This window comes from Pantoea graminicola (genome assembly GCF_048452665.1).
Taxonomy (GTDB): domain Bacteria; phylum Pseudomonadota; class Gammaproteobacteria; order Enterobacterales; family Enterobacteriaceae; genus Pantoea.
In genome coordinates, this window is sequence record NZ_JBLWSJ010000007.1 from 192013 (window position 1) to 214612 (window position 22600).

Annotated in this window: 19 protein-coding genes; 8 read left to right on the forward strand and 11 right to left on the reverse strand. The window is 60.4% G+C overall.

Features of this window, described 5'->3' with window-relative positions; genetic code table 11:
- Positions 1-14: 14 nt before the first annotated feature.
- The 7 genes from panB to thpR form a co-directional block, all read right to left on the reverse strand.
- A complete protein-coding gene (panB, locus tag ACNY69_RS16755) occupies positions 15-809 on the reverse strand; it encodes a 3-methyl-2-oxobutanoate hydroxymethyltransferase (RefSeq protein ID WP_111140285.1) in 795 nt (264 codons plus the stop codon).
- Positions 810-892: 83 nt separating this feature from the next.
- Positions 893-1378 carry a 2-amino-4-hydroxy-6-hydroxymethyldihydropteridine diphosphokinase gene (gene folK, locus ACNY69_RS16760; protein WP_293774835.1) on the reverse strand — a complete coding sequence of 162 codons (486 nt, stop codon included), beginning with the start codon at positions 1376-1378 and terminating at the stop codon, positions 893-895.
- Positions 1375-2793, reverse strand: a complete 1419-nt coding sequence (gene pcnB, locus ACNY69_RS16765; RefSeq protein WP_293774913.1) for a polynucleotide adenylyltransferase PcnB — start codon at positions 2791-2793, stop codon at positions 1375-1377. The genes folK and pcnB overlap by 4 nt, the downstream gene beginning before the upstream one ends.
- Before the next feature lie 38 nt (positions 2794-2831).
- Positions 2832-3758 (reverse strand): tRNA glutamyl-Q(34) synthetase GluQRS, encoded by a 927-nt coding sequence (gene gluQRS / locus ACNY69_RS16770; RefSeq protein WP_418799242.1) that lies wholly within the window; start codon positions 3756-3758, stop codon positions 2832-2834.
- Positions 3759-3831: 73 nt separating this feature from the next.
- Positions 3832-4287, reverse strand: coding sequence for an RNA polymerase-binding protein DksA (gene dksA, locus ACNY69_RS16775; RefSeq protein WP_111140281.1), 456 nt, complete (start codon positions 4285-4287; stop codon positions 3832-3834).
- A gap of 247 nt (positions 4288-4534) precedes the next feature.
- Positions 4535-5239 (reverse strand): DNA/RNA nuclease SfsA, encoded by a 705-nt coding sequence (gene sfsA / locus ACNY69_RS16780; protein ID WP_418799245.1) that lies wholly within the window; start codon positions 5237-5239, stop codon positions 4535-4537.
- Positions 5217-5774 carry an RNA 2',3'-cyclic phosphodiesterase gene (gene thpR, locus ACNY69_RS16785; protein ID WP_111140279.1) on the reverse strand — a complete coding sequence of 186 codons (558 nt, stop codon included), beginning with the start codon at positions 5772-5774 and terminating at the stop codon, positions 5217-5219. Before thpR ends, sfsA begins: the two co-directional genes overlap by 23 nt.
- A 30-nt stretch (positions 5775-5804) precedes the next feature.
- Between thpR and hrpB the strand changes: the two genes are divergently transcribed.
- From hrpB to fhuB, 6 genes are all read left to right on the forward strand, one after another.
- Positions 5805-8288 (forward strand): ATP-dependent helicase HrpB, encoded by a 2484-nt coding sequence (hrpB, locus tag ACNY69_RS16790; protein ID WP_418799247.1) that lies wholly within the window; start codon positions 5805-5807, stop codon positions 8286-8288.
- 98 nt (positions 8289-8386) lie between these two features.
- Positions 8387-10915 carry a bifunctional glycosyl transferase/transpeptidase gene (mrcB, locus tag ACNY69_RS16795; RefSeq protein ID WP_418799249.1) on the forward strand — a complete coding sequence of 843 codons (2529 nt, stop codon included), beginning with the start codon at positions 8387-8389 and terminating at the stop codon, positions 10913-10915.
- Between the two features lie 200 nt (positions 10916-11115).
- A complete protein-coding gene (fhuA, locus tag ACNY69_RS16800; RefSeq protein WP_418799251.1) occupies positions 11116-13314 on the forward strand; it encodes a ferrichrome porin FhuA in 2199 nt (732 codons plus the stop codon).
- 42 nt (positions 13315-13356) lie between these two features.
- Positions 13357-14151: a Fe3+-hydroxamate ABC transporter ATP-binding protein FhuC gene (gene fhuC, locus ACNY69_RS16805; protein ID WP_293774849.1), complete on the forward strand. Its 795-nt coding sequence runs from the start codon at positions 13357-13359 to the stop codon at positions 14149-14151.
- 9 nt (positions 14152-14160) lie between these two features.
- Positions 14161-15039, forward strand: coding sequence for a Fe(3+)-hydroxamate ABC transporter substrate-binding protein FhuD (fhuD, locus tag ACNY69_RS16810; RefSeq protein WP_111140274.1), 879 nt, complete (start codon positions 14161-14163; stop codon positions 15037-15039).
- Complete coding sequence (gene fhuB, locus ACNY69_RS16815; RefSeq protein ID WP_111140292.1) at positions 15039-17018, forward strand: Fe(3+)-hydroxamate ABC transporter permease FhuB; 1980 nt, start codon at positions 15039-15041, stop codon at positions 17016-17018. The genes fhuD and fhuB overlap by 1 nt, the downstream gene beginning before the upstream one ends.
- 239 nt (positions 17019-17257) lie before the next feature.
- Here the strand turns inward: fhuB and hemL are convergent, their stop codons facing one another.
- Positions 17258-18538 carry a glutamate-1-semialdehyde 2,1-aminomutase gene (gene hemL, locus ACNY69_RS16820; protein WP_293774851.1) on the reverse strand — a complete coding sequence of 427 codons (1281 nt, stop codon included), beginning with the start codon at positions 18536-18538 and terminating at the stop codon, positions 17258-17260.
- Between the two features lie 203 nt (positions 18539-18741).
- Between hemL and erpA the strand changes: the two genes are divergently transcribed.
- A complete protein-coding gene (erpA, locus tag ACNY69_RS16825) occupies positions 18742-19089 on the forward strand; it encodes an iron-sulfur cluster insertion protein ErpA (RefSeq protein ID WP_111140272.1) in 348 nt (115 codons plus the stop codon).
- Positions 19090-19119: 30 nt separating this feature from the next.
- Here the strand turns inward: erpA and ACNY69_RS16830 are convergent, their stop codons facing one another.
- The 3 genes from ACNY69_RS16830 to mtnN form a co-directional block, all read right to left on the reverse strand.
- Complete coding sequence (locus ACNY69_RS16830; protein ID WP_111140271.1) at positions 19120-19371, reverse strand: hypothetical protein; 252 nt, start codon at positions 19369-19371, stop codon at positions 19120-19122.
- 121 nt (positions 19372-19492) lie between these two features.
- Complete coding sequence (gene btuF / locus ACNY69_RS16835) at positions 19493-20287, reverse strand: vitamin B12 ABC transporter substrate-binding protein BtuF (RefSeq protein WP_293774855.1); 795 nt, start codon at positions 20285-20287, stop codon at positions 19493-19495.
- A complete protein-coding gene (gene mtnN, locus ACNY69_RS16840) occupies positions 20280-20978 on the reverse strand; it encodes a 5'-methylthioadenosine/S-adenosylhomocysteine nucleosidase (protein ID WP_111140269.1) in 699 nt (232 codons plus the stop codon). Before mtnN ends, btuF begins: the two co-directional genes overlap by 8 nt.
- A gap of 92 nt (positions 20979-21070) precedes the next feature.
- On the opposite strand from mtnN, the gene dgt reads away from it, so the two are divergent.
- Positions 21071-22561 carry a dGTPase gene (dgt, locus tag ACNY69_RS16845; protein WP_111140268.1) on the forward strand — a complete coding sequence of 497 codons (1491 nt, stop codon included), beginning with the start codon at positions 21071-21073 and terminating at the stop codon, positions 22559-22561.
- The last annotated feature ends 39 nt before the right edge of the window (positions 22562-22600 follow it).

The window sequence follows — 22600 nt, forward strand, 5'->3', positions numbered from 1 at the left end:
ATGACTCTCCCGGATTACTGGAAACTGTGCTCTGCCGCCGGATAGGTTCCGGCCTCGACATCGGCGATATAGCGGCGAATGGCGGCGCGCACGTCGCCGGTCTCCGCCAGGAAATTTTTAGCAAACTTAGGGATATGGCCGCCGGTCACGCCCAGCGCGTCATGCATCACCAGAATCTGCCCGTCAGTGACGTTACCGGCGCCGATGCCGATCACCGGAATGGTGAGCGCGTCGGTAATGCGCTGCGCCACGGAGACCGGAACGCACTCCAGCACCATCAGCTGCGCGCCTGCGGCTTCCAGCGCCAGTGCATCCGCCAGCAGCTGCTCGGCGCCCGCGTCGTCGCGGCCCTGCACTTTATAGCCGCCAAAGATATTCACAGACTGAGGGGTCAGGCCGAGATGGCCGCACACCGGCACCGCCCGCTCGGTCAGCATCTGCACGCTTTCCGCCAGCCAGCTGCCGCCTTCCAGCTTCACCATGTTGGCCCCGGCCCGCATCAGCTGTGCGGCGCTGTTGAAGGTCTGCTCTGGCGTGGCGTAACTCATGAACGGCAGATCGGCGAGCAGCAGGGCCTGCGGCGCGCCACGGCGAACCGCTGCGGTATGGTAAGCGATGTCGCTGACCGTCACCGGCAGGGTGGAATCATGCCCCTGTACCGTCATCCCTAACGAATCACCGACCAGCAGAACCTGAATGCCTTCCTCGGCAAACAGACGGGCAAAACTGAAATCGTAGGCGGTCAGCGTGGCAAACTTTTTACCGCTGGCCTTGGCCTGACGCAGATGGGAAATCGTGGTGGGCTTCATGGCGCTCTCAACTCAGGAATTCTGATGCGCGCAGTTTACTGGATAGCGTGAAAGAGCGGAATCACAGATGTGCGTTTGTCGCGTCAGCCGTGCCAAAGCACGATGCTGCGGGTATCAAGAGCGGTCAGAAAGGGGCGAAGCGGGCGGCCATCCGGCAGAGAGGCATCCGGTGCAATCGCCAGCAGCGGCACCAGCATAAAGGCGCGGTTCAGCAGGTCATAGTGCGGCACAGTCAGCCGCGGCGTGTTGATGTGCGCCTCGCCGAACAGCATCAGATCGATATCCAGCGTGCGCGGTCCCCAGCGTTCCGCTTTGCGTACCCGGCCATGCTCATGTTCGATGCGCTGGGTATGGTCCAGCAGCGCCTCTGCACTGAGATCGGTCTCCAGCGCCACGGCGGCGTTGAGAAAGTCGGGCTGGTCGGGCGGGCCATAGGGCGGCGTGCGATAAAACGGAGAGGTCGCGATGCGCTGCGTCTGCGGCAGCGCATCGAGTGCGGTCAGCGCTGCATCAACCTGATGCAGCGGATCGGCCAGATTGCTGCCTAACGCGAGGTAAACCCGGGTCATGAGACGTTGTGGTTGTCGCGACGGGGGGCGGAAGAGCGGCGGCGCGGACGGCGCGAGCGGTTGCGTGGCACGGGATCGTCGCCCAGGTTATTCAGCATGTTCTTCTGCTGTGGCGGAGCCGCCACCTGGAACTCGCCCCACCACTGGCTCAGACGCAGCAGTTCCGGGTTATTCTCCACCTCTGCACGCAGCGCCAGCAGATCGTAAGCCGCGCGGAACTTCGGATGCTCCATCAGTTTCCAGGCACGTTTACCGTGACGACGCGACATGCGCAGCTGCAACAGCCAGATATCGCGGATCAGCGAGGTGATACGTTTCGGAATCGCCAGCGCGCGGCACGCTTCATCCAGCGTGTCGTTCATCGCCATCGCAAAGGCTTCGAAGTAGGTCAGGCCGCTCTCCTGCGCAATGCGTTCTGCCGCTTCGAGCTGCGGATACCAGAACATGGCAGCAAACAGGAACGCCGGGTTAACGCGCATCTCATTGTGAATGCGGTTATCGGTGTTTTTCAGCACCTGCGCCACCATCCGCTCCATATGGCTGTCGCTGTTTTCCGTGAAGTTGCGCGCCAGCGTCGGGAACAGCGGCTGGAACAGCTGATATTCACAGAGTTTGAGATAGGTGCTGTAGCCGTAACCCGCCTGCAGCAGTTTCAGAGACTCTTCAAACAGGCGTGCGGGCGGAATGTCACGCAGCAGCGAGGCCAGACGCGGAATCGGCTCAGCGGTTTCCGGCGCGATGCGCATATTGAGTTTGGCGGCAAAGCGCGCAACGCGCAGCATACGGACCGGATCTTCGCGATAGCGGGTTTCCGGATCGCCAATCAGACGGATAATGCCTGCTTCCAGATCGCTGATGCCGCCCACATAGTCGCGGACGGTGAAATCGGCCACGCTGTAGTAGAGGCTGTTGATCGTCAGATCGCGGCGCTGGGCGTCATCTTCAATAGAGCCGAAAATGTTATCGCGCAGCAGCATACCGCTCTGGGCGCGCTGCGAACTGTTGCGATCCTCATCGGGCTCTTCCGCCTGATGGTGACCACGGAAGGTAGCGACTTCGATCACCTCCGGGCCGAACATGACGTGCGCCAGACGGAAACGGCGGCCTACCAGGCGACAGTTGCGGAACAGCTTGCGCATCTGCTCAGGCGTGGCATTGGTCGTGACGTCGAAATCCTTGGGTTTTTGCCCCAGTAGCAAATCGCGCACGCCACCGCCTACCAGATAGGCTTCATAACCGGCTTTATTCAGGCGATAGAGCACTTTGAGGGCATTTTCGCTGATGTCTTTACGTGAGATGGTATGGCTTTCACGAGGAATGATGGTCATAAGACGCTCTGGTTCAACCTCTGCTGGGGCTTCCTCTTCATCTCGCTTCAGGACTTTCCGGCAAAAATTAGCTACTCGGGTAAAAATGGGACACCTCGACAGTGGCAATAAGGGTGTAGGTAAAATCAGCGGCTAATCATAGCCTGTTGAGAACCGTTTGAGAATGCTGTTGTCTGTGCATCCGGTTTCAGGGCGTTCTCCTGCGGCATCAAAGCGATATTCCACTGTGCCACCGCATCAGACAGCAGTTTCTCCTGCGTTAAGTCCTGCCAGCCGCTGGAAACCGGCTGCCCGAGGAAGCGTAACGCTGCAACCAGCAGCGGTCGGGCATCGCCCTCCGGCAGGGCGGGAGCGTGATTCTGCTTCGATAACTTATTGCCATCGTGATTCAGCGCCAGTGGCAGATGCATCCAGTCGGGCACCGGCCAGCCAAATTGCTGATAGAGCGCAATCTGGCGTACCGTCGGCTCAATCAAATCTGCGCCGCGCACCACCTCAGTGATGCCCTGAAAGTGATCGTCGACGACAACCGCCAGGTTATAGGCAAACAGGCCATCCCGGCGGTGAATGATAAAATCTTCCTGCGCCAGCGCGGGCTCCGCCTCTATCCGACCGCGCAGGCGATCCTCAAAGGCCAGAACCGGCGTATGCTGGCGTAAACGCAGTGCGGCATTCTCCGGTCCGCGCTGCCGATCGCGACAGTAGCCATCATAGAAGCCACCCATCTGCTGGATGCGGCGTCGGGTACAGGTGCAGTAATAGCTCTGACGATGCGTCCGGAGCCAGTCCAGCGTCTCACGATAGGCCTCATGACGCTGAGACTGCCAGAGCACCTCACCATCCCACGTTAAGCCATAGTGTTCCAGCTGTTGCAGAATGCGGCTGGCGGCACCCGGTACCTCGCGGGGGGGATCGATATCTTCAATCCTTACCCGCCAGAGGCCATTCTGCGCGCGCGCACTCAGGTAACTGCCCAGCGCAGCAATCAGCGAGCCAAAGTGAAGTTCACCAGAGGGAGAGGGGGCGAAACGGCCGATACAGGAGGATGACATAGGGGTCAGAAGTGACCACGCAGGGAACGAAACAGCAGGTGCTCCACTGCGTGGTAACAGGCTGGACGCGGCATCAGCCGGCCATTTGTTTCTCACGAATTTCTGCTAACGTCTTGCAGTCGATGCAGAGATCGGCTGTCGGACGTGCTTCGAGACGGCGGATGCCAATCTCAACGCCACAGGAATCGCAGTAACCGAAGTCGTCATCTTCGACTTTCTTCAGCGTCTTCTCGATCTTTTTAATCAGTTTACGTTCGCGATCGCGGTTGCGCAGTTCCAGGCTGAACTCCTCTTCCTGTGCGGCACGGTCAACCGGGTCCGGGAAGTTGGCAGCTTCATCCTGCATGTGCGATACGGTACGATCGACTTCGTCCCGCAATTGATTACGCCAGGCTTCCAGAATCTTACGAAAATGGGTCAGCTGTGCGTCGTTCATATACTCTTCGCCAGCCTTCACCTGATAAGGTTCGACTCCGGCGATAGCGAGAATACTCAGGGACGATGTTTTACGGTTTTGACCTTCTTGCATGTTGCTTCTCCTGGATAACACGCACTATACCCTTTCACTGACGTCTCGCAGGGGCGGGACTGCCAGCCTGCATTTGACCTCTGCGGGGTACATCGATCCCCCATTGGGGAAAAAAACAGGCCGCTATAAATAACAGAAGCAGTCAGGGTTGGCAATTCTTCATGAACACACCTTGACAAGCCTGTGAGGAACAGCGTATTCGGCGTTTAGCACAGAACATTCTTAGCACATAAAATTGCAAAAGATATTACAAGGTTACGCTGATCGGCGATTTAAGAAACATCCCCTGCGCCGACAGTGCTGCCTGGTACGCTAAAACCTCTACACCCTCCTGCTGCGCCTGAGCCAGTTGTTCTGCATACGCCGCATCGATGTGGCGTGCCGGGGAAACGTCCTCAATCCCCGAGTGCAGAACGGCAAACAACAAAACGGCCCGATGGCCCTCTGCCGCCACTGTCGCCAGTTCACGCAGATGCTTTTGGCCTCGAATCGTCACCGCATCCGGAAAATACCCTTTGCCTTCATGTAAAAGAGTGACGGATTTGACCTCAATATAGCAGTTGCGCCGGGCCTCTGCTTTGAGCAGGAAATCAATTCTGCTTTTTTCAGTACCATATTTAACTTCGGCCTGAAGCTGGCTGTAACCGGCCAGTGCGGGCAGCCAGTTCTGATCCAGCGCTTCGGCCACCAGCTGGTTGGCACGCAGAGTATTGACACCGATCCAGTGACCCTGCTGCGTTTCGGTCAGCTCCCAGCTATGGGGGTATTTGCGCGTCAGGCTGTCGGAGGTGGAGTACCAGATCCGATCGCCCGGCGTGGCGCAGCCGGTCATGGCACCGGTGTTGGCGCAGTGGATCGTCAGCACCTCACCGTCGGGCGTCACAACATCGGCCAGAAAGCGTTTATAGCGGGCGATCAGACGGGCGGGTTTAAGGGGCGGAGAGAAGTGCATGCGGATCCTGAGAAGAGAGTGGCCAGCTGGCCAGTGCGCGATAGCGGGTCCGGCCCCGGCTGAACTCAGAGGCGAACAGTGAAAAACGGGAGACGCGAAAACGCCAGTGAAAGCCGCGCGGCGGCAACGCTACCGGCTGCGTAGCGTGACGTAGAAGCGTAATGTGCGGATGAAACGGCTGCGGGCTCTGGTGACAGCCATGCCGGGCGGCCTGCGCCCGCAGCAGGCTGGCGAGCTGCAGCAGACCGCGCGGCGCGCGCTGGCAGCCGAGCCAGACCACGCCGGGGCGCGGCCAGTGTCCGGCGTCATCCAGATCGAGATCAAAGCCGGGCTGAACGATGCGTGACGCCAGGGTCTGCAGGCGCTGTGAGGTGTCCGGCGTCACCTCACCCAGAAACGCCAGCGTCAGGTGCAGATTCGCCGCGGCGACCGGCACGCCCGCCTCCGCCGGAAAGGTGTCGGCTCGCCAGCGCACCAGCGCCTGCTGCATATCGTCAGGCAGGCTGAGGGCAAAAAATAAGCGTTGTGTCGCCATGGCGCTCTCCGGCAAATATCACATGCTACAATGCGCGTCATCTTAGCACAGGCAGAAGCGGAGTTTGCTGTGAGCGATTTACCGGTTAGCGCGGTGCTGCCTGACCTTCTGGCGGCGCTGAAAGAGGCCTCTCAAATCCTGCTGGCCGCCCCTACGGGCGCGGGCAAATCGACCTGGCTGCCGCTGCAGCTGTTACAGCAGGCGGGGCTGCCGGGACGGATCATCATGCTGGAGCCACGGCGGCTGGCGGCACGTAACGTGGCGCAGCGTCTGGCAGAGCAGCTGGGCGAGCAGCCGGGGGCCACGATCGGGTTCCGGATGCGCGGCGAAAGCTGCGTCGGCCCTCAGACCCGGCTGGAAGTGGTCACGGAAGGGATGCTCACGCGGATGCTGCAGCAGGATCCGATGCTGGAGGGCGTGTCACTGGTGATCCTCGACGAATTTCATGAACGCAGCCTGCAGGCGGATCTGGCGCTGGCGCTGCTGCTCGATGTGCAGCAGGGGCTGCGCGACGATCTGAAGATTCTGCTGATGTCCGCCACGCTGGATAATGCCCGGCTGGCGGCACGGCTGCCTGATGCGCCGCTGATCGTCTCAGAGGGGCGCAGCTTTCCGGTCGAACGGCGTTATGCGTCACTGAATCAGACGGTGCGGTTCGAAGAGGCGGTCGCCCGGGAGGTCGCCCAGCTGCTGCGGGACGAGAGCGGCTCGCTGCTGCTGTTTCTGCCTGGCGTGGCGGAGATCGAGCGGGTGAAGCGCGAGCTGGAATCCCGGATCGGTGACGATGTGGATCTGACCCCGCTGTATGGCGCGCTGCCGCTGGCGGCGCAGCGACAGGCGATTCTGCCCGCCGCCGCCGGACGCCGTAAAGTGGTGCTCGCCACCAATATTGCCGAGACCAGCCTGACCATTGAGGGGATCCGGCTGGTGGTCGACAGCGCCCTGGAGCGCAGCGCCCTGTTTGACGCCCGCAGCGGGGTCACGCGCCTGCAGACCCAGCGGATCAGTCAGGCCTCAATGATCCAGCGTGCGGGCCGTGCGGGGCGACTGATGCCAGGGATCTGTCTGCATTTACTGCCTCAGGAGCAGGCCGCGCGTGCGGCGGCGCAGAGTGAACCGGAGATCCTCAGCAGCGATCTCTCCTCGCTGTGGCTGGATCTCCTGCAGTGGGGCTGTACACAGCCCGGGCAACTGCAGTGGCTGGATGAACCGCCCGCCCGCCACCTCGACGCGGCAAAACAGCAACTGACCCGGCTGGGGGCACTGGACAGCCACGGCCTGCTGAATCCGCTGGGACGGCGCATGGCGCAGCTGGGCTGCGATCCCCGCCTTGCGGCGCTGCTCTGTGCCGCAGGAGACGATCCGGATGCGGTCGCCAGCGCCGCGCTGCTGGTGGCGATTCTGGAAGATCCGCCGCGCAGCGGCAGCGCCGATCTGCGCGATGCGCTGCACCGGCCTCAGCCTCAGTGGCTGCGGCGGGCGCAGCAGTGGCAGCAGCGGCTCCGGATCCGGGGCGGCCGGGTCGATGATGACCGTTTTGCCGGACTGCTGGCGGCCGGATTTGGCGATCGGCTGGCGCGGCGGCGCGACCAGAGCGGACGCTATCAGCTGGCTAACGGGCTGGGTGCCAGGCTTGATGAGCAGGATGGCCTGACGCGCAGTGAATGGCTGATCGCTCCCGCCCTGTTGCAGACCAGCGCCACGCCGGATGCCCGTATGTTGCTGGCCCTGCCGGTCGATATTGAATCCCTGTGCCAGCAGCAGCCGGCACTGGTGGAGCGCCGGACTGAAGTGGAGTGGGATGAAGAGAAAGGCACACTGCGGGCGTTAAGGCGTGAGCAGATCGGCGCGCTGGTGCTGAAAACCCAGCCGATGGCGCGCCCGGAGCCGGAGGTGCTGCATGCCGCCATGCTGCGCTGGATCGGCGAAAAGGGGCTGTCGGTGCTGGGCTGGACCACAGAGGCTGAGCAGCTGCGTCTGCGCATCCAGTGTGCGGCGCAGTGGCTGCCGGAAGAGCACTGGCCCGCTACCGATGACAGCACGCTGCTTGAGAGCCTGTCACAGTGGCTGCTGCCGCAGATGTCAGCCGTGCGCGATCTCCGCAGCCTGCAGGCGGTGAACCTGACGACCGCACTCTTACATTTACTCACATGGTCACAACGCCAGCGGCTGGATAGTGCGCTGCCAACTCATTACACTGTGCCGACCGGAAGCCGGCTGCCCATTCGCTACGATGCAGATAAGCCGCCCGTACTGGCGGTGAGGATTCAGGAGATGTTTGGCGAAGCGCGTAATCCGGCGGTCGCCGACGGGCGCGTCCCGCTGGTGCTGGAGCTGTTATCGCCCGCCCAGCGCCCGCTGCAGATCACCCGCGATCTGGCGGCGTTCTGGCGGGGAGCCTGGCCGGAGGTCAGGAAAGAGATGAAAGGGCGCTATCCTAAACATCTCTGGCCAGAGGATCCGGCCACCGCCTTACCCACAAGGCGGACCAAAAAAATGTCCCCGCAGGGTTGAGTCCACTGGATCGAATTCAGAGGGTTCTGCCATGCGGCACGCGAGAAAGCAGTTAGAGTAGCGGCGCTGCCGTAAGCACTGCCTGGAGAAGAAAAGTAATGTCTGGGAACGATCGCGAACCAATTGGGCGCAAAGGTAAAGCGTTGCCGCCGCGCAGCAGTACGGGCCGGGGACGACGCAGGGATATCGAACAGGATATCGGTCAGGACGATTTTAATGATGACGAGGAGGAAGCGCCGGTGCCACGTAAAGGTAAAGGTGGAAAACCGCCGCGCGGCAAACGCCGTTGGCTGGGATGGATAATCAAACTGTTCCTGGTGTTTGTGGTGGTGATGGCCGCGTGGGGCATCTACCTCGACTCGGAAATTCGCAGCCGCATCGACGGTAAAGTGTGGCAACTGCCCGCTACCGTCTATGGCCGCATGGTCAGCCTGGAACCGGGCATGGCTTATAACAAAAGTGAAATGGTGGCGCTGCTGGAAGGTACCCAGTATCGCGAAGTCTCCCGGATTACCCGCCCTGGCGAGTTCTCGGTGAAGGGCAACACGATTGAACTGCTGCGTCGCCCGTTTGATTTCCCCGACAGTAAAGAGGGGCAGATCCACGCACGCATGAGCTTCACGAAGGATGAGCTGAGCGAGATTAAAAACCTCGAAACCGGCCGCGATTTTGGCTTTTTCCGCCTCGATCCGCGCCTGATCACCATGCTGCAGTCGCCGAACGGTGAACAGCGGCTCTTCGTTCCGCGTACCGGCTTCCCGGATCTGCTGGTCGATACGCTGATCGCCACCGAAGACCGTCACTTCTATGAGCATGATGGCATCAGCCCCTACTCGATTGGTCGCGCCTTCCTGGCGAACATCACGGCCGGTAAAGCGGTGCAGGGCGGCAGTACCCTGACACAGCAGCTGGTGAAGAACCTGTTCCTCACCAACGAGCGTTCGCTGTGGCGTAAAGCGCGTGAAGCCTATATGGCGGTGATCATGGATGCGCGCTACAGCAAAGATCGCATTCTGGAACTCTACCTGAACGAGGTCTATCTCGGTCAGGCGGGCAGCGATCAGATCCGTGGTTTCCCGCTGGCGAGCCTCTACTACTTTGGCCGTCCGGTTGATGAACTGAGTCTGGATCAGCAGGCGATGCTGGTCGGCATGGTGAAAGGTGCGTCACTCTACAATCCGTGGCGTAACCCGAAACTGGCGCTGGAGCGTCGCAACCTGGTGCTGCGTCTGCTGCAGCAGCAGAAAGTGATCGACCAGGAGCTGTATGACATGCTGTCGGCGCGTCCGCTGGGCGTCCAGCCGAAAGGCGGCGTTATCACGCCACAGCCTGCCTTTATGCAGATGGTGCGCAACGAGCTGCAGGCGAAGCTGGGCGATAAGATCAAGGATCTCTCCGGCGTGAAAATCTTCACCACGCTGGATCCGGTCTCCCAGGATGCGGCTGAAAAAGCGGTGATTGATGGCATTCCGACGCTGAAAAAACAGCGTGGCCTGAAAGATCTGGAAACGGCGATGGTGGTGGTCGACCGCTTCAGCGGCGAAGTGCGTGCGATGGTCGGCGGGGCAGATCCGCAGTATGCCGGTTATAACCGTGCGCTGCAGGCGCGCCGCTCAATCGGTTCACTGGCGAAACCGGCGACCTACCTTACCGCGCTGAGCCAGCCGAACAGTTACCGGCTGAACAGCTGGATTGCGGATGAGCCGATTGCGCTGAAGCAGCCTAACGGCAGCATCTGGAAGCCGATGAACGACGACCGTCGCTTCAGCGGTAAAGTCATGCTGGTGGATGCACTGACCAACTCCATGAACGTGCCGACGGTTAACCTCGGGATGACGCTGGGTCTGGATGCGGTGGTGGAGACATGGAACAAACTGGGCGTACCGAAAGATCAGCTGCATCCGGTTCCGGCGATGCTGCTGGGTGCCCTGAACCTGACGCCGGTTGAAGTGGCGCAGGCGTTCCAGTCGATCGCCAGCGGCGGCAACCGCGCGTCGCTGTCCGCCGTGCGTTCGGTGATTGCGGAAGATGGCAGCGTGCTCTATCAGAGCTATCCGCAGGCGCAGCGTGTTGAACCGGCGCAGGCCGCTTATCTGACGCTTTACACCATGCAGCAGGTCGCCGATCACGGCACCGCCCGTGCGCTGGGCGCGCGTTTCCCGAATGCGCATCTGGCCGGTAAAACCGGGACCACTAACGACCTGGTCGACAGCTGGTTTGCCGGTATTGATGGCAAAGAAGTGGCGATCACCTGGGTGGGACGCGACAACAACCAGCCGACTAAACTCTACGGTGCCAGCGGGGCGATGCAGCTCTATCGTCGCTACCTGGATATCCAGGCACCGATGCCGCTGCAGCTGACGCCGCCGGAAGATGTGTCGATGATGAATGTGGACTCTGCCGGGAACTTTGTCTGCGGCACGGGCAGCAGCACCTGGCGTTCGCTGCCGGTGTGGGCGCTGGATCCGAATGCGCTGTGTCAGCAGCAGCAGCAACAGATTCAGCAGCAGCAACAGCTGTTCGATCAGCAGCAGCAGCAACAGCAACAGCAGCCGGCTCAGCAGCCGCAGGAGCAGAAGGATAGCGACGGCGTAGCGGGCTGGATAAAAGATATGTTTGGCAAATAAACCGGTCTGACCGGTTAAAAAGGGCGCTTCGGCGCCCTTTTTTTTATCCCTGACGATCCGGCGCGTGCTGGCCTGCGCAGGCTGTCACAGCGGGGATTTCCGCTTGCAGTGCCGGAGGCCTTTCGCATATTATCGAAACGTTATAATAATCATTATCGTTTCGATTCGCTTGACTGCGCCTACTGTCCAGAGACACTTTTATGAACGTGCGAACGACTTTTTCTGACAACACCCAAAAAACCTTTTCCCGTCCTCTTCTGGGCATCCTGATCACCCTTAGTCTCAGCGCCAGCCTTCACGCGGCGCAGCCGGAAACCCTGGTCGTCTCGGCCGAGGGCGGCAGCGGCGTCGAAGCGGAAAACCCCTGGGGCCCGACACCGACGGTCGCGGCCAAGCGCAGCGCCACCGGTACCAAAACTGATACGCCGATTGAAAAAAACCCGCAGTCTGTCTCCGTGGTGACCCGCGAAGAGATGGCGATGCGCAACGTCACCAGCGTCAAAGGGGCGTTTAACTACACCCCTGGCGTGCTGACCGGAAACCGCGGCAGCTCAGACGTTTATGATGCCCTGTCGATTCGTGGCTTCAGCGAAACCAATACCAATCAGTATCTCGATGGCCTGAAACTGCAGGGGGATAACTACTCTGAGTTTGCCATCGATCCCTACTTCCTGGAGCGCGCCGAACTGCTGCGCGGCCCGGTTTCCGTACTGTATGGCAAAAGCAATCCCGGCGGTGTGGTTGCGCTGGTGAGCAAGCGGCCGACGCAGGAAACCCTGCGTGAAGTGCAGTTCCAGATGGGCAACGATAATATCTTCTCGACCGGCTTTGATTTCGGCGGGGCGCTGGATGATGACGGCGTCTACAGCTATCGACTGACCGGCCAGGCGCGCAGTCAGGATGCGCAGCAGGCGATGAACAAAGAGAAGCGCTACACCATCGCTCCCTCATTCAGCTGGCGTCCCGACGATCGCACCCGCATCGATCTGCTGACCTATTTCCAGAACGAGCCGGAAACCGGCTATTACGGCTGGCTGCCGCGGCAGGGCACCGTCGTACCCATTACCCGCGCCGACGGCAGCCAGTACAAACTGCCGACTGACTTCGATGAAGGTGAGCAGAGCAACAAAATTTCGCGCACTACCAAAATGGTGGGTTATAACGCTGAGCACAGCCTCAACGACACCTGGACGCTGCGTCAGAATCTGCGTTACGCCGATCTGCGCACCGACTATCGCAGCATCTACGGCAACGGTTTTATCCCGGCCACGCAGGCGATCACCCGTGGCTCCGCGACCTCGCACGAGAAGCTGAACCAGTTCGCGGTGGATAACCAGGCGCAGGCAAAATTTGCGACCGGCCAGGTGGATCATACGCTGCTGCTGGGCGTGGATTATCAGCGGACGCGTAACGATATTGATGCCGCCTTCGGGAGTGCAGCCTCTCTGAATGCCATTCATCCGCAGTATGGCAATGACGCAAATGTCGGGGCCCCTTTCCCCTATCAGTATCTGAATAAGCAGGAGCAGACTGGCCTGTATACGCAGGATCAGATGGAGTGGAACCGCTGGGTGCTGACGTTGGGTGGCCGCTACGATTATGCAATGACCTCCGCGCTGAACCGTAATGGTGATTCCGAAATTAAAAACCACGATCAGGCGTTTACCTGGCGCGGTGGTCTTAACTACGTTTTCGACAATGGGATCGCACCCTATTTCAGCTACAGCGAATCCTTCATTCCTACGGCAGGTACAACATCTGGCGGGCAACCTTTTGATCCGTCCCGTGCGAAACAGTATGAAGCGGGGGTGAAGTATGTGCCGAAAGATCGTCCGGTGGTGCTTACCGCCGCGCTTTATCAGCTGACGAAAACCAAAAACCTGACTGCGGATCCGAACAATGTGCTTTTCAGCGTGCAGAGCGGTGAGATCCGGTCACGCGGCGTGGAGCTGGAAGCGAAAGCGGCGCTGAATGCCAACGTTAACCTGACGGCTTCTTACACCTACACCGATGCGGAATATACTGAAGACACGTTGCTGAAAGGCAAAACGCCGGTGCAGGTGCCGAAAAATATGGCCTCACTCTGGAGCGACTACACCTTCCACGAGACCGCCTTATCGGGCGTGACGGTGGGTGCGGGTGTACGTTATGTCGGCGAGAGCCAGGGGCTTTACAGCACTGGCGCACAGCAGAACCAGAACTTTAAGGTGGCCGGTTACACTACGGTTGATGCGGCGCTGAAATATGACCTGGGCCGTTTCGGCCTGCCGGGATCAACCGTGGGCGTCAACGTCAACAATCTGTTCAACCGTGACTACGTCGCCAGCTGCTACCGTGAATACGCCTGCTACTGGGGCGCGGAGCGTAAGATTGTCGGCACCGCGACCTTCAGGTTCTGATTTAACCGGGCGCGCCAGCGCCCGTTCGCTACAGGGATAACCATGCCGCATCCTCACCCAGAAGAGTCGACCTTTACACTGGACAACGCCGGTTTTGAGGTGCCAGGTCGCACGCTGCTTCAGCCGCTGTCGCTGACCTTTCCGCCGGGCAAAATGACCGCACTGATTGGTCATAACGGCTCCGGCAAGTCGACGCTGCTGAAGATGCTGGGTCGTCATCATGCGGCCAGCCACGGCGAGGTGCGGCTGAATCAGCAGCCGGTCGGGCAGTGGAACAGCAAAGCCTTTGCCCGCGAAGTCGCCTTTCTGCCGCAGCAGTTACCGGCGGCAGAAGGAATGACGGTTCGCGAACTGGTGGCGATTGGCCGCTACCCCTGGCACGGCGCACTGGGGCGCTTTGGTCAGGAGGATCGCGACAGAGTCGACGAGGCGATTGCTCAGGTCGGGCTGAAGCCCTTTGCCGGACGGCTGGTCGACAGCCTGTCGGGCGGCGAACGTCAGCGCGCCTGGCTGGCGATGATGGTGGCGCAGAACAGCCGCTGTCTGCTGCTGGACGAACCGACGTCGGCGCTGGATATCGCCCATCAGGTCGAGGTGCTGGCGCTGATAAAAACGCTGAGCCAGCAGCGAGGATTAACGGTGATTGCGGTACTGCACGATATTAATATGGCTGCGCGCTACTGCGACCATCTGGTGGCGCTGCGTCAGGGCGCGATGATTGCCGACGGGGACGCCGACGCCCTTATGCAGGCTGACGTGCTGGCGGCGATTTATGGCATCCCGATGGGCATCCTGCCACATCCGCAGGGCGGCGCGCCGGTCAGTTTTGTCTGTTAAGGAAGTATGATGCCCGATCTTGAACGCCGCAGGCTGATGCTGGCGCTGGCGGCCTCACCGCTGTTTTGTGTCATCCCCCTGCGTGCCGCCACACCCCGGACCGGCCGTATTATCGCGCTGGAGTGGTTACCCACCGAGCTTCTGCTGGCACTGGGCATCACGCCTTATGGGGTGGCCGATCTGCACAACTACAACATCTGGGTCGGACAGCCATCGCTTCCCGCTGGCGTGATCGACGTGGGTCTGCGCACCGAACCGAACCTTGAGCTGATGGCGCAGATGCAGCCGTCGCTGATCCTCTGCTCCAATGGCTACGGCCCCGCAAAAGATAAACTGCAACGCATTGCGCCAGCCATGGGGTTTGACCTCCACAGTGGTGACGGTAAGCCCTTTACCGCCGCGCGGGCATCGCTGCGTCAGCTGGCGGCGCGCCTGGGAATAAGCGACCGCGCGGAGCAGCATCTGCGTGAGGTCGATGCGGAACTGGCGGCGGCACGTCAGCGTCTGGCGCCCTATGCCGGACGTACGATCCTGCTGATGTCGCTGCTCGACAGCCGTCACGCCATCACCTTTGGTAAAAACAGCCTGTTTCTGGAGGTGATGACCCTGCTGGGCCTGAAAAATGGCTGGCACGGCGAAACCAATTTCTGGGGCAGTGCGGTGATCGGCATCGAACAGCTGGCGCAGGCGGGCGACGTCGAGACCCTCTGTTTCGATCACGACAACGATGCGGAGATGCAGCAACTGATGCGCAGCCCGCTGTGGCAGGCGCTGCCGTTTGTGCGCAGCGGACGCTTTCAGCGTGTGCCCGCCGTCTGGTATTACGGTGCCACGCTCTCGGCGCTGCACTTTGTTCGCGTGCTGGAACGCGCGCTGGAGAAACAATGATGCGTCACGCTCTGCTTCCTGCGGGCCTCCTCAGCCTGCTGTTTCTGCTGGCGCTGAGCCTCACGCTGACGAATCTGTATCAGGCGCTGCCGCAGGCTGAGTGGTGGCAGGCGGTCTGGTCTCCGGCCGTCGATAATCTGCCGCAGATGGTGTTTCACTACAGCCTGCTGCCGCGCACGGTGCTGGCGCTGCTGGTGGGGGCGGGGCTGGGTCTGGCGGGTCTGCTGTTTCAGCAGATCCTGCGCAATCCGCTGGCGGAACCGACCACACTGGGCGTCTCATCCGGCGCCCAGCTGGGGATTACCGTCGCCACGCTATGGCATCTGCCGGGCGGGGTGCTGGCGCAGCAGTTTGCGGCGCTGAGCGGTGCGCTGCTGGTGGGTGCGCTGGTCTTTGGCGTCGCCTGGGGCAGACGGCTGTCGCCGGTCACGCTGATCCTGGCCGGGCTGGTGCTGAGCCTCTACAGCGGCGCGGTTAATCAGATCTTTGCAATCTTCAATCACGATCAGCTGCAGAACATGTTTCTCTGGAGCACCGGTGCGCTCAATCAGATGGGCTGGGAGAATGTGCAGCAGCTCTGGCCGCGCCTGCTGCTGGCGTTTGTGGTGGCGCTGGCGCTGCTGCGTCCGCTGACGCTGATGGGGCTGGATGACAACGTGGCGAAAAATCTGGGGCTTTCGCTGTCGGTCGCCCGGATCGGCGGGCTGGGACTGGCGATCCTGCTCAGCGCCCAGCTGGTGAATGTCGCCGGGATTATTGGCTTTATCGGGCTGTTTGCGCCGCTGCTGGCGAAGCTGCTGGGGGGACGGCGGCTCATCAGCCGCATGATACTGGCCCCGCTGACGGGCGCGCTGCTGCTCTGGCTGGCGGACAGCTGCGTGATGTGGGTAAGCCAGCACTGGCGCGACATCCCGACAGGCACGGCCACGGCTCTGCTCGGCGTGCCGATCCTTCTGTGGCTGCTGCCGCGCCTCCGCACCGGTTCTGTGCCACCGGCGCTGAATCAGGGCGACAGGGTGCCCGCCGAGCGCCAGAACCTGCTGCGCTGGCTGCTGATCGGCCTGATTATCCTTGGGCTGCTGGTGTGGGGCGGGCTGGCGTTCGGACGTGATGCGCAGGGCTGGCGTATCTCAGCCGGTGAGATGCTGCACGCTCTGCTTCCGTGGCGTGCGCCACGGCTGCTGGCCGCGCTGGTAACCGGTCTGATGCTGGGCGTGGCCGGGAGCCTGATCCAGCGGCTGACCGGTAATCCTATGGCCAGCCCGGAAGTGCTGGGCATCAGTTCGGGCGCAGCCTGCGGCGTGGTCGTCATGATGTTCTTTGTCTCCGGCGATGCCCTGGTCTGGCTGCTGCCCGCGGGTGCGCTGGGCGCGGCGCTGACGCTGCTGGTGATCATGGCAGTCGCCAGTCGCGGTGGTTTCTCGCCGGAGCGGATGCTGCTGGCGGGCATGGCGCTCAACAGCGCCTTTGTCACCCTGCTGATGCTGCTGCTGGCCAGCGGCGATCCGCGTATGGGCGGGCTGCTGACCTGGATCTCAGGTTCGACCTATAACATCAGCGGGACGCAGGCGATCCAGAGCGCCCTCTGCGCCCTGCTGCTGGTGGGGCTGGCACCACTGGCCACGCGCTGGCTGACGCTGCTGCCGCTGGGCAGCGCGACCGCACGGTCGGCAGGTATGGCGTTAACGCCAGCGCGGCTGAGCCTGCTGCTGCTGGCCGCGGCGCTGACCGCCAGCGCGACCCTGACTATCGGCCCGCTGAGTTTCGTCGGCCTGATGGCCCCGCACATGGCGCGGATGCTGGGCTTCCGGCGAGCGTTGCCGCAGCTGCTGCTGTCGGGACTGCTGGGGGCAGGATTGATGGTGCTGGCGGACTGGTGCGGACGGATGCTGGCGTTTCCGGATCAGATCCCGGCCGGACTGATGGCGACCTTTTTAGGTGCGCCTTACTTTATCTGGCTGCTCAGGCGGTCAGTTTAAAAGGAAAATGCAGGCTGGTTTCGGACGGTGGCCCGTGACTGGAATAAAAAGGCCAGGTACGTTCTGAACAACGCAACGCGCGGGCCCGTTCAGGATCGCATCTCAGGGATGACGGCTTTCGCGCCTTTCCGAACGGCCCCGGGTTGCTGCTCATGAATCCTGACACACCTGAGCGGGGCAAGCCTTATCAACAACAAAAGACCGGCTGCTGCCGGTCTTTGTCTTTAACGCTGTCGGAATTACAGTTTCGCGAAACAACGACGCGCGGCATCGATGGTGTGCTGAATATCCGCTTCGCTGTGGGCCAGCGACATAAAGCCCGCTTCATAGGCTGAGGGTGCAAAGTAAACGCCTTCTTCCAGCATCAGATGGAAGAAGGTTTTAAAACGCTCTACGTCGCAGCGTGTCACATCGGCGTAAGAGGTCACGCTGTCAGCGTCGGTGAAGAACAGGCCGAACATGCCGCCAACGTGGTTAATCACCAGCGGGATGTTCTGCTGCCGGGCGGCCTCGCGCAGACCTTCCGCCAGCTGGCGGGTCAGGGCATCCAGTTTCTCATGGGTGCCCGGCTGCGCGATCTGCGACAGGCAGGCGTAGCCTGCGGCCATCGCGATCGGGTTGCCGGAAAGCGTGCCTGCCTGATAAACCGGCCCGGTCGGGGCCAGGGCGGCCATCACGTCGCGACGGCCACCGAAGGCACCGACCGGCATCCCGCCACCGATGATTTTTCCAAGGCAGGTCAGATCGGGACGCACGTTGTAATGCGCCTGGGCACCGCCCAGCGCAACGCGGAAACCGGTCATCACTTCGTCGATAATCAGCAGCGCACCGAACTCGTCGCAGATCGCGCGCAGGCCCGGCAGGAAGTCCGGCTGTGGCGGAATGCAGTTCATGTTGCCGGCGACCGGCTCCACGATAATGGCCGCGATATCTTCAGGATATTGCGCAAAGGCGCTGCGTACCGAATCGAGGTCGTTAAAGGTGCAGGTCAGGGTATGCTTAGCGAAATCGGCCGGAACGCCCGGCGAGTTTGGCTGACCCAGCGTCAGCGCACCGGAGCCCGCCTTCACCAGCAGATGATCGGCGTGGCCGTGGTAGCAGCCCTCAAACTTGATGATTTTATCGCGGCCGGTAAAGCCACGCGCCAGGCGGATGGCGCTCATGGTCGCTTCGGTGCCGGAGTTCACCATCCGCACCATCTCCATGCCCGGCATCAGCTCGCACACCAGCTGCGCCATCGTCACTTCCATTTCGGTCGGTGCGCCAAAGCTCAGCCCGCGCTGAGCGGCTTCAATCACCGCATCGCGGATTACGCTGTTGTTATGGCCCAGCACCATGGGACCCCAGGATCCGACATAGTCGATATAGGCTTTGCCATCGGCGTCATAGAGGTAAGCGCCATCGGCATGTTCAATAAACAGCGGAACGCCGCCCACACCGGTAAATGCGCGTACTGGCGAGTTTACCCCACCCGGGATCAGGCGTTGTGCCTCGGCAAACAGTTGTTCGGACTTACTCATTTTCGGCTCCAGCGGTTCAGAAAAATATCGTCCCATTCTACGGAAGAGGGGCAGCAGACGAAAGGCGGATTCACCCGCAGCGCCCTTAAGCGCGCGGAAAGCGGCACAGAGTGCGAAGGGCAGAGCTTGATTGCGCTGAGGTGCTGACTGATAATAGCGTAATTGAGGTCGTTTTCTGACCTGGGCGTTTACCGGAGTAAAACATGAGTGATGAAGTAGCAGCACTGCCGTTGCAGTTTACCGACGCCGCAGCCACCAAGGTGAAGAACCTGATTGCCGACGAAGAGAACCCGGCGCTGAAACTGCGCGTCTATATCACCGGTGGCGGTTGCAGTGGTTTCCAGTATGGTTTTACCTTTGATGACCAGCTGAACGATGGCGATATGACGATTGAAAAGCAGGGCGTCTCCCTGGTCGTTGACCCGATGAGCCTGCAGTATCTGGTAGGCGGTTCGGTGGATTATACGGAAGGCCTGGAAGGTTCGCGCTTTATCGTGACCAACCCGAATGCCAAAACCACCTGCGGGTGTGGTTCCTCCTTCAGTATCTGATGATGCAGGCCGTCATCCTGACGGCCTCGCTTACCACTCGACCGTAATCAGCCGATGACGCTGCTTCACGCTTCCCTGCCTCTGAATCTGACTCTCTGTCACGCGCGGCTGCGCCTCCGGCTGTCCGCCACAGGCTATCTGCGGCGTGGGCTGACGCTGAGCCGTGCTGATTTCACAGCGTGAATAGATAACAAGTCTGGCAGCGATAGAGCCATTAATCGATCCCGCAATCGCCGTTCCGGCGAACGATAGCCCTATGGCCAGCAGCAGTGCTCTGGTCATAATCAGTTCCTGGTGTTGTAAAGGCGCATAAGCGCTGAAAGGACGGCGAGCTTACGTGGCGCGTCCGTCTCTGCTAGTGTTTAACGGCAAAAACTGTAGGGACTTTAGTCAATTCGCTGATTTACTGATCAGGGTGCAGGGCTGTACAGAGCTGTCGGGCCGCCAGCAGCAGTCGCGGGCCTGGCCGGCTGAGCCAGTCTTCGTTGATGGCGATCACCGGCACGCTGAGCTGTGGCCGCCAGAATGCGCGGATGTTCTCCGCCTGTCGGGCGCTGCCCGCGATCACAATGGCCTGCGGATGGCGCATCAGCACCTGCTCACGGCTGACTTGCGGCCAGCTGACGCGGCTCTCTGCAAAGATGTTGCTGCCGCCACATAACCGGATCACCGCATCCTGCAGCGTGGCGCCGGAGGCGGTAAACAGCGGCTGCTGACCAAACTGCAGAAAAAGCGGAACGGCAGGGAGGTGGCTGTAGTGCTCACGCAGCGCGGCGGCCTGTGCGCGCAGCTGCTGTGCGGCCTGCGTGGCCTGTGCCGGGGTGGGGCTCCAGCGGCCCAGATCGGCCAGCGCCGTGAACATCTCATCCAGCGTCTGCGGATCGATCCATTTCACGGTCACTCCGAGCTGCTGCAGCTGCGCAATCTGACGCTGCGGATTGCCGCCACGCCAGGCCAGCACCAGATCTGGCTTCAGCTGCAGAATACGTTCGGCCCGGATGCCCTGCCAGTTAGCGACCTGTTCAATCTGTTTCGCCTGTGGCGGATAGTCGGACCAGGCGCTGACCGCAACCGGCGTGATCCCGGCGGCAAAGGCGAGTTCGGTCAGATGGGGAGCGAGGGTGATCACACGGGGCGGGGAAGCGAACAGGCTGCCGCTGAACAGCAGCAGCCAGCAGAAGAGCCGCGTTTTAGCCACGCGCCAGATGCGCCAGCAGGTTCTCCACCATCAGCGAAGATTGCTTCGCCGCAACGCTTAAGAACTCATCAAAGCTGAGGTGAGATTCCTGATCGGCGACGTCGGAGATCGCGCGCACCACCACGAAAGGCACCTGGAACTGATGGCAGACGTGGCCGATCGCGGTCGCTTCCATCTCAACGGCAATCGCCTGCGGGAACTGATGACGGATACGCGCCAGCGGCGCCGCACCATTGATAAAGGCATCACCACTGACCACCAGACCGCGCACGGCATTCAGGTTCAGCTGTTTAATGCAGGCTTCCGCCGCCGCGACGAGCGTGCTGTCGGCCACAAATGCGGCCGGACAACCCGCCATCTGACCTGGCTCATACCCAAATGCGGTGACGTCCGCATCGTGATAGCGCACCTCTTCGGAGACCACGATATCGCCGACGCTAAGTGTGGAGGCTAAGCCGCCCGCCGAACCGGTGTTGATCACCAGGTCAGGCTTACAGAGCTGCAGCAGCAGTGTGGTACCCAGCGCGGCAGAGGTTTTACCAATGCCCGATTTCAGCAGTGCCACCTCAACGCCCTGCAGGGTGCCGGTATAAATTTCACAACCCGCCAGCGACAGCGTCTGACGGTTTTCAATTTTGTCGCGCAGCAGGGTAACTTCCTGCTCCATCGCGCCAATGATGCCTGCTTTCATAATGCGTTCCGCTAATGTAAAGAATCAAAATTTAGGGCATAGTCTAACATGGCAATCCGGGGATTAATTCACGAAAAAGTCAGGGGTAATTCATGTCGGCGATTAATTTCAGGAAGAAGATCAGCTTCTCGCGCCCTTATACCAGTCGAAAAGATCCGGAAGGCGAATATTACATTACGCGTCATTTTGAGAGCGACCGCGGACGGATTATCAACTCCGCCGCCATCCGCCGCCTGCAGCAGAAAACCCAGGTTTTTCCACTGGAGCGTAACGCCGCCGTCCGCTCCCGCCTGACGCACTCGCTGGAGGTGCAGCAGACCGGGCGCTATATCACCAAAGAGATCCTGCAAACCCTGAAGATGCAGGGCGGGCTGGCGCAGTATGGCCTGGACGAGCTGGAAGGGGCATTTGAGAGCCTGATTGAGATGGCCTGTCTGCTGCACGACGTGGGTAATCCGCCATTTGGCCATTTTGGCGAGGCGGCCATTAACGACTGGTTTGAAGAGCATCTCGCCGCCGAGCTGGTGGATCCGCTGGTGGCGGGCGTGGAAGGGGAGGCGCAGCGCAGGGCGTTCGATCAACTCAACGCGATGATTCGCCAGGATCTCTGTCACTTTGAGGGCAACGCGCAGGCTATCCGCATGGTGCACACGCTGCTGCAGCTCAATCTCAGCTATTCGCAGGTCGCCTGCATTCTGAAATATACCGCCCCCGCCTGGTGGCAGGGAGAAAAGCCCGCCGAATTTAGCGTATTAATGAAAAAGCCGGGCTTTTATCTCTCCGAACGGGATTATATTGCTGACCTGCGCGCCGCCACCAATATGGAAGAACATCACCGTTTTCCGCTCACCTATATAATGGAAGCGGCCGATGATATCTCCTACTGTATTGCAGATTTGGATGACGCTGTAGAAAAAGATATCTTTAATGTTGAAAGTTTGTATGAGTTTCTGAATAAAGCCTGGGGGCCGGTTAAAAATAATGATGCGTTCAGCCGGACGATTGGCGAAGCCTGGCGTGAAGCCTGCAGTAAAAAACGCCGCAGCCGCAGCGATCAATTTTTTATGTCATTACGCGTAAATGTTCAGAGCGTACTGGTCAGCTACGCCGTGAAACGTTTTGTTGATAATCTGCCGGCGATATTCGAGGGAAGTTTTAATCATGCGCTGCTGGAGGATGAGGGAGAAGAGGGGCGTCTGTTGCAACTGTTTAAGACCGTTGCGCGCCAGCAGGTGTTTAACCATTCCGAAGTGGAGCAGCTGGAGCTGCAGGGCTACCGGGTGATCAAAGGCTTACTGGAGATCTATGCGCCGCTGATGCGCCTGAATTATGAAGCCTTTACCACGCTGATAAATGAAGATTTTCTGCGTCAGCACCCCATCGAAACCCGGCTTTTCCACAAGCTTTCCGGCAAACATCGTAAAGCCTATCTGCATAAGATGCGTAATCTGGTGGTGGAGCATAAATATCAACGGCTGTTGTGGGAACGTTATTATCGTTTCCGGCTTATTCAGGATTATATCAGCGGGATGACCGATCTCTATGCATGGGATGAGTACCGGCGACTGATGGCCGTAGAATAAGCCGCCGATTGTAAAGAGCGCGAATAAATTTTTACCTTT

Coding starts and splice junctions, on each gene's coding strand:
- gluQRS (WP_418799242.1), bottom strand. CDS start 3,758: ATGTCATCCTCCTGTATCGGCCGTTTCGCCCCCTCTCCCTCTGGTGAA.
- sfsA (WP_418799245.1), bottom strand. CDS start 5,239: ATGCACTTCTCTCCGCCCCTTAAACCCGCCCGTCTGATCGCCCGCTAT.
- fhuB (WP_111140292.1), top strand. CDS start 15,039: ATGCGTCACGCTCTGCTTCCTGCGGGCCTCCTCAGCCTGCTGTTTCTG.
- erpA (WP_111140272.1), top strand. CDS start 18,742: ATGAGTGATGAAGTAGCAGCACTGCCGTTGCAGTTTACCGACGCCGCA.
- mtnN (WP_111140269.1), bottom strand. CDS start 20,978: ATGAAAGCAGGCATCATTGGCGCGATGGAGCAGGAAGTTACCCTGCTG.
- dksA (WP_111140281.1), bottom strand. CDS start 4,287: ATGCAAGAAGGTCAAAACCGTAAAACATCGTCCCTGAGTATTCTCGCT.
- thpR (WP_111140279.1), bottom strand. CDS start 5,774: ATGGCGACACAACGCTTATTTTTTGCCCTCAGCCTGCCTGACGATATG.
- ACNY69_RS16830 (WP_111140271.1), bottom strand. CDS start 19,371: ATGACCAGAGCACTGCTGCTGGCCATAGGGCTATCGTTCGCCGGAACG.
- panB (WP_111140285.1), bottom strand. CDS start 809: ATGAAGCCCACCACGATTTCCCATCTGCGTCAGGCCAAGGCCAGCGGT.
- mrcB (WP_418799249.1), top strand. CDS start 8,387: ATGTCTGGGAACGATCGCGAACCAATTGGGCGCAAAGGTAAAGCGTTG.
- hemL (WP_293774851.1), bottom strand. CDS start 18,538: ATGAGTAAGTCCGAACAACTGTTTGCCGAGGCACAACGCCTGATCCCG.
- fhuC (WP_293774849.1), top strand. CDS start 13,357: ATGCCGCATCCTCACCCAGAAGAGTCGACCTTTACACTGGACAACGCC.
- folK (WP_293774835.1), bottom strand. CDS start 1,378: ATGACCCGGGTTTACCTCGCGTTAGGCAGCAATCTGGCCGATCCGCTG.
- fhuD (WP_111140274.1), top strand. CDS start 14,161: ATGCCCGATCTTGAACGCCGCAGGCTGATGCTGGCGCTGGCGGCCTCA.
- fhuA (WP_418799251.1), top strand. CDS start 11,116: ATGAACGTGCGAACGACTTTTTCTGACAACACCCAAAAAACCTTTTCC.
- dgt (WP_111140268.1), top strand. CDS start 21,071: ATGTCGGCGATTAATTTCAGGAAGAAGATCAGCTTCTCGCGCCCTTAT.
- hrpB (WP_418799247.1), top strand. CDS start 5,805: ATGCGCGTCATCTTAGCACAGGCAGAAGCGGAGTTTGCTGTGAGCGAT.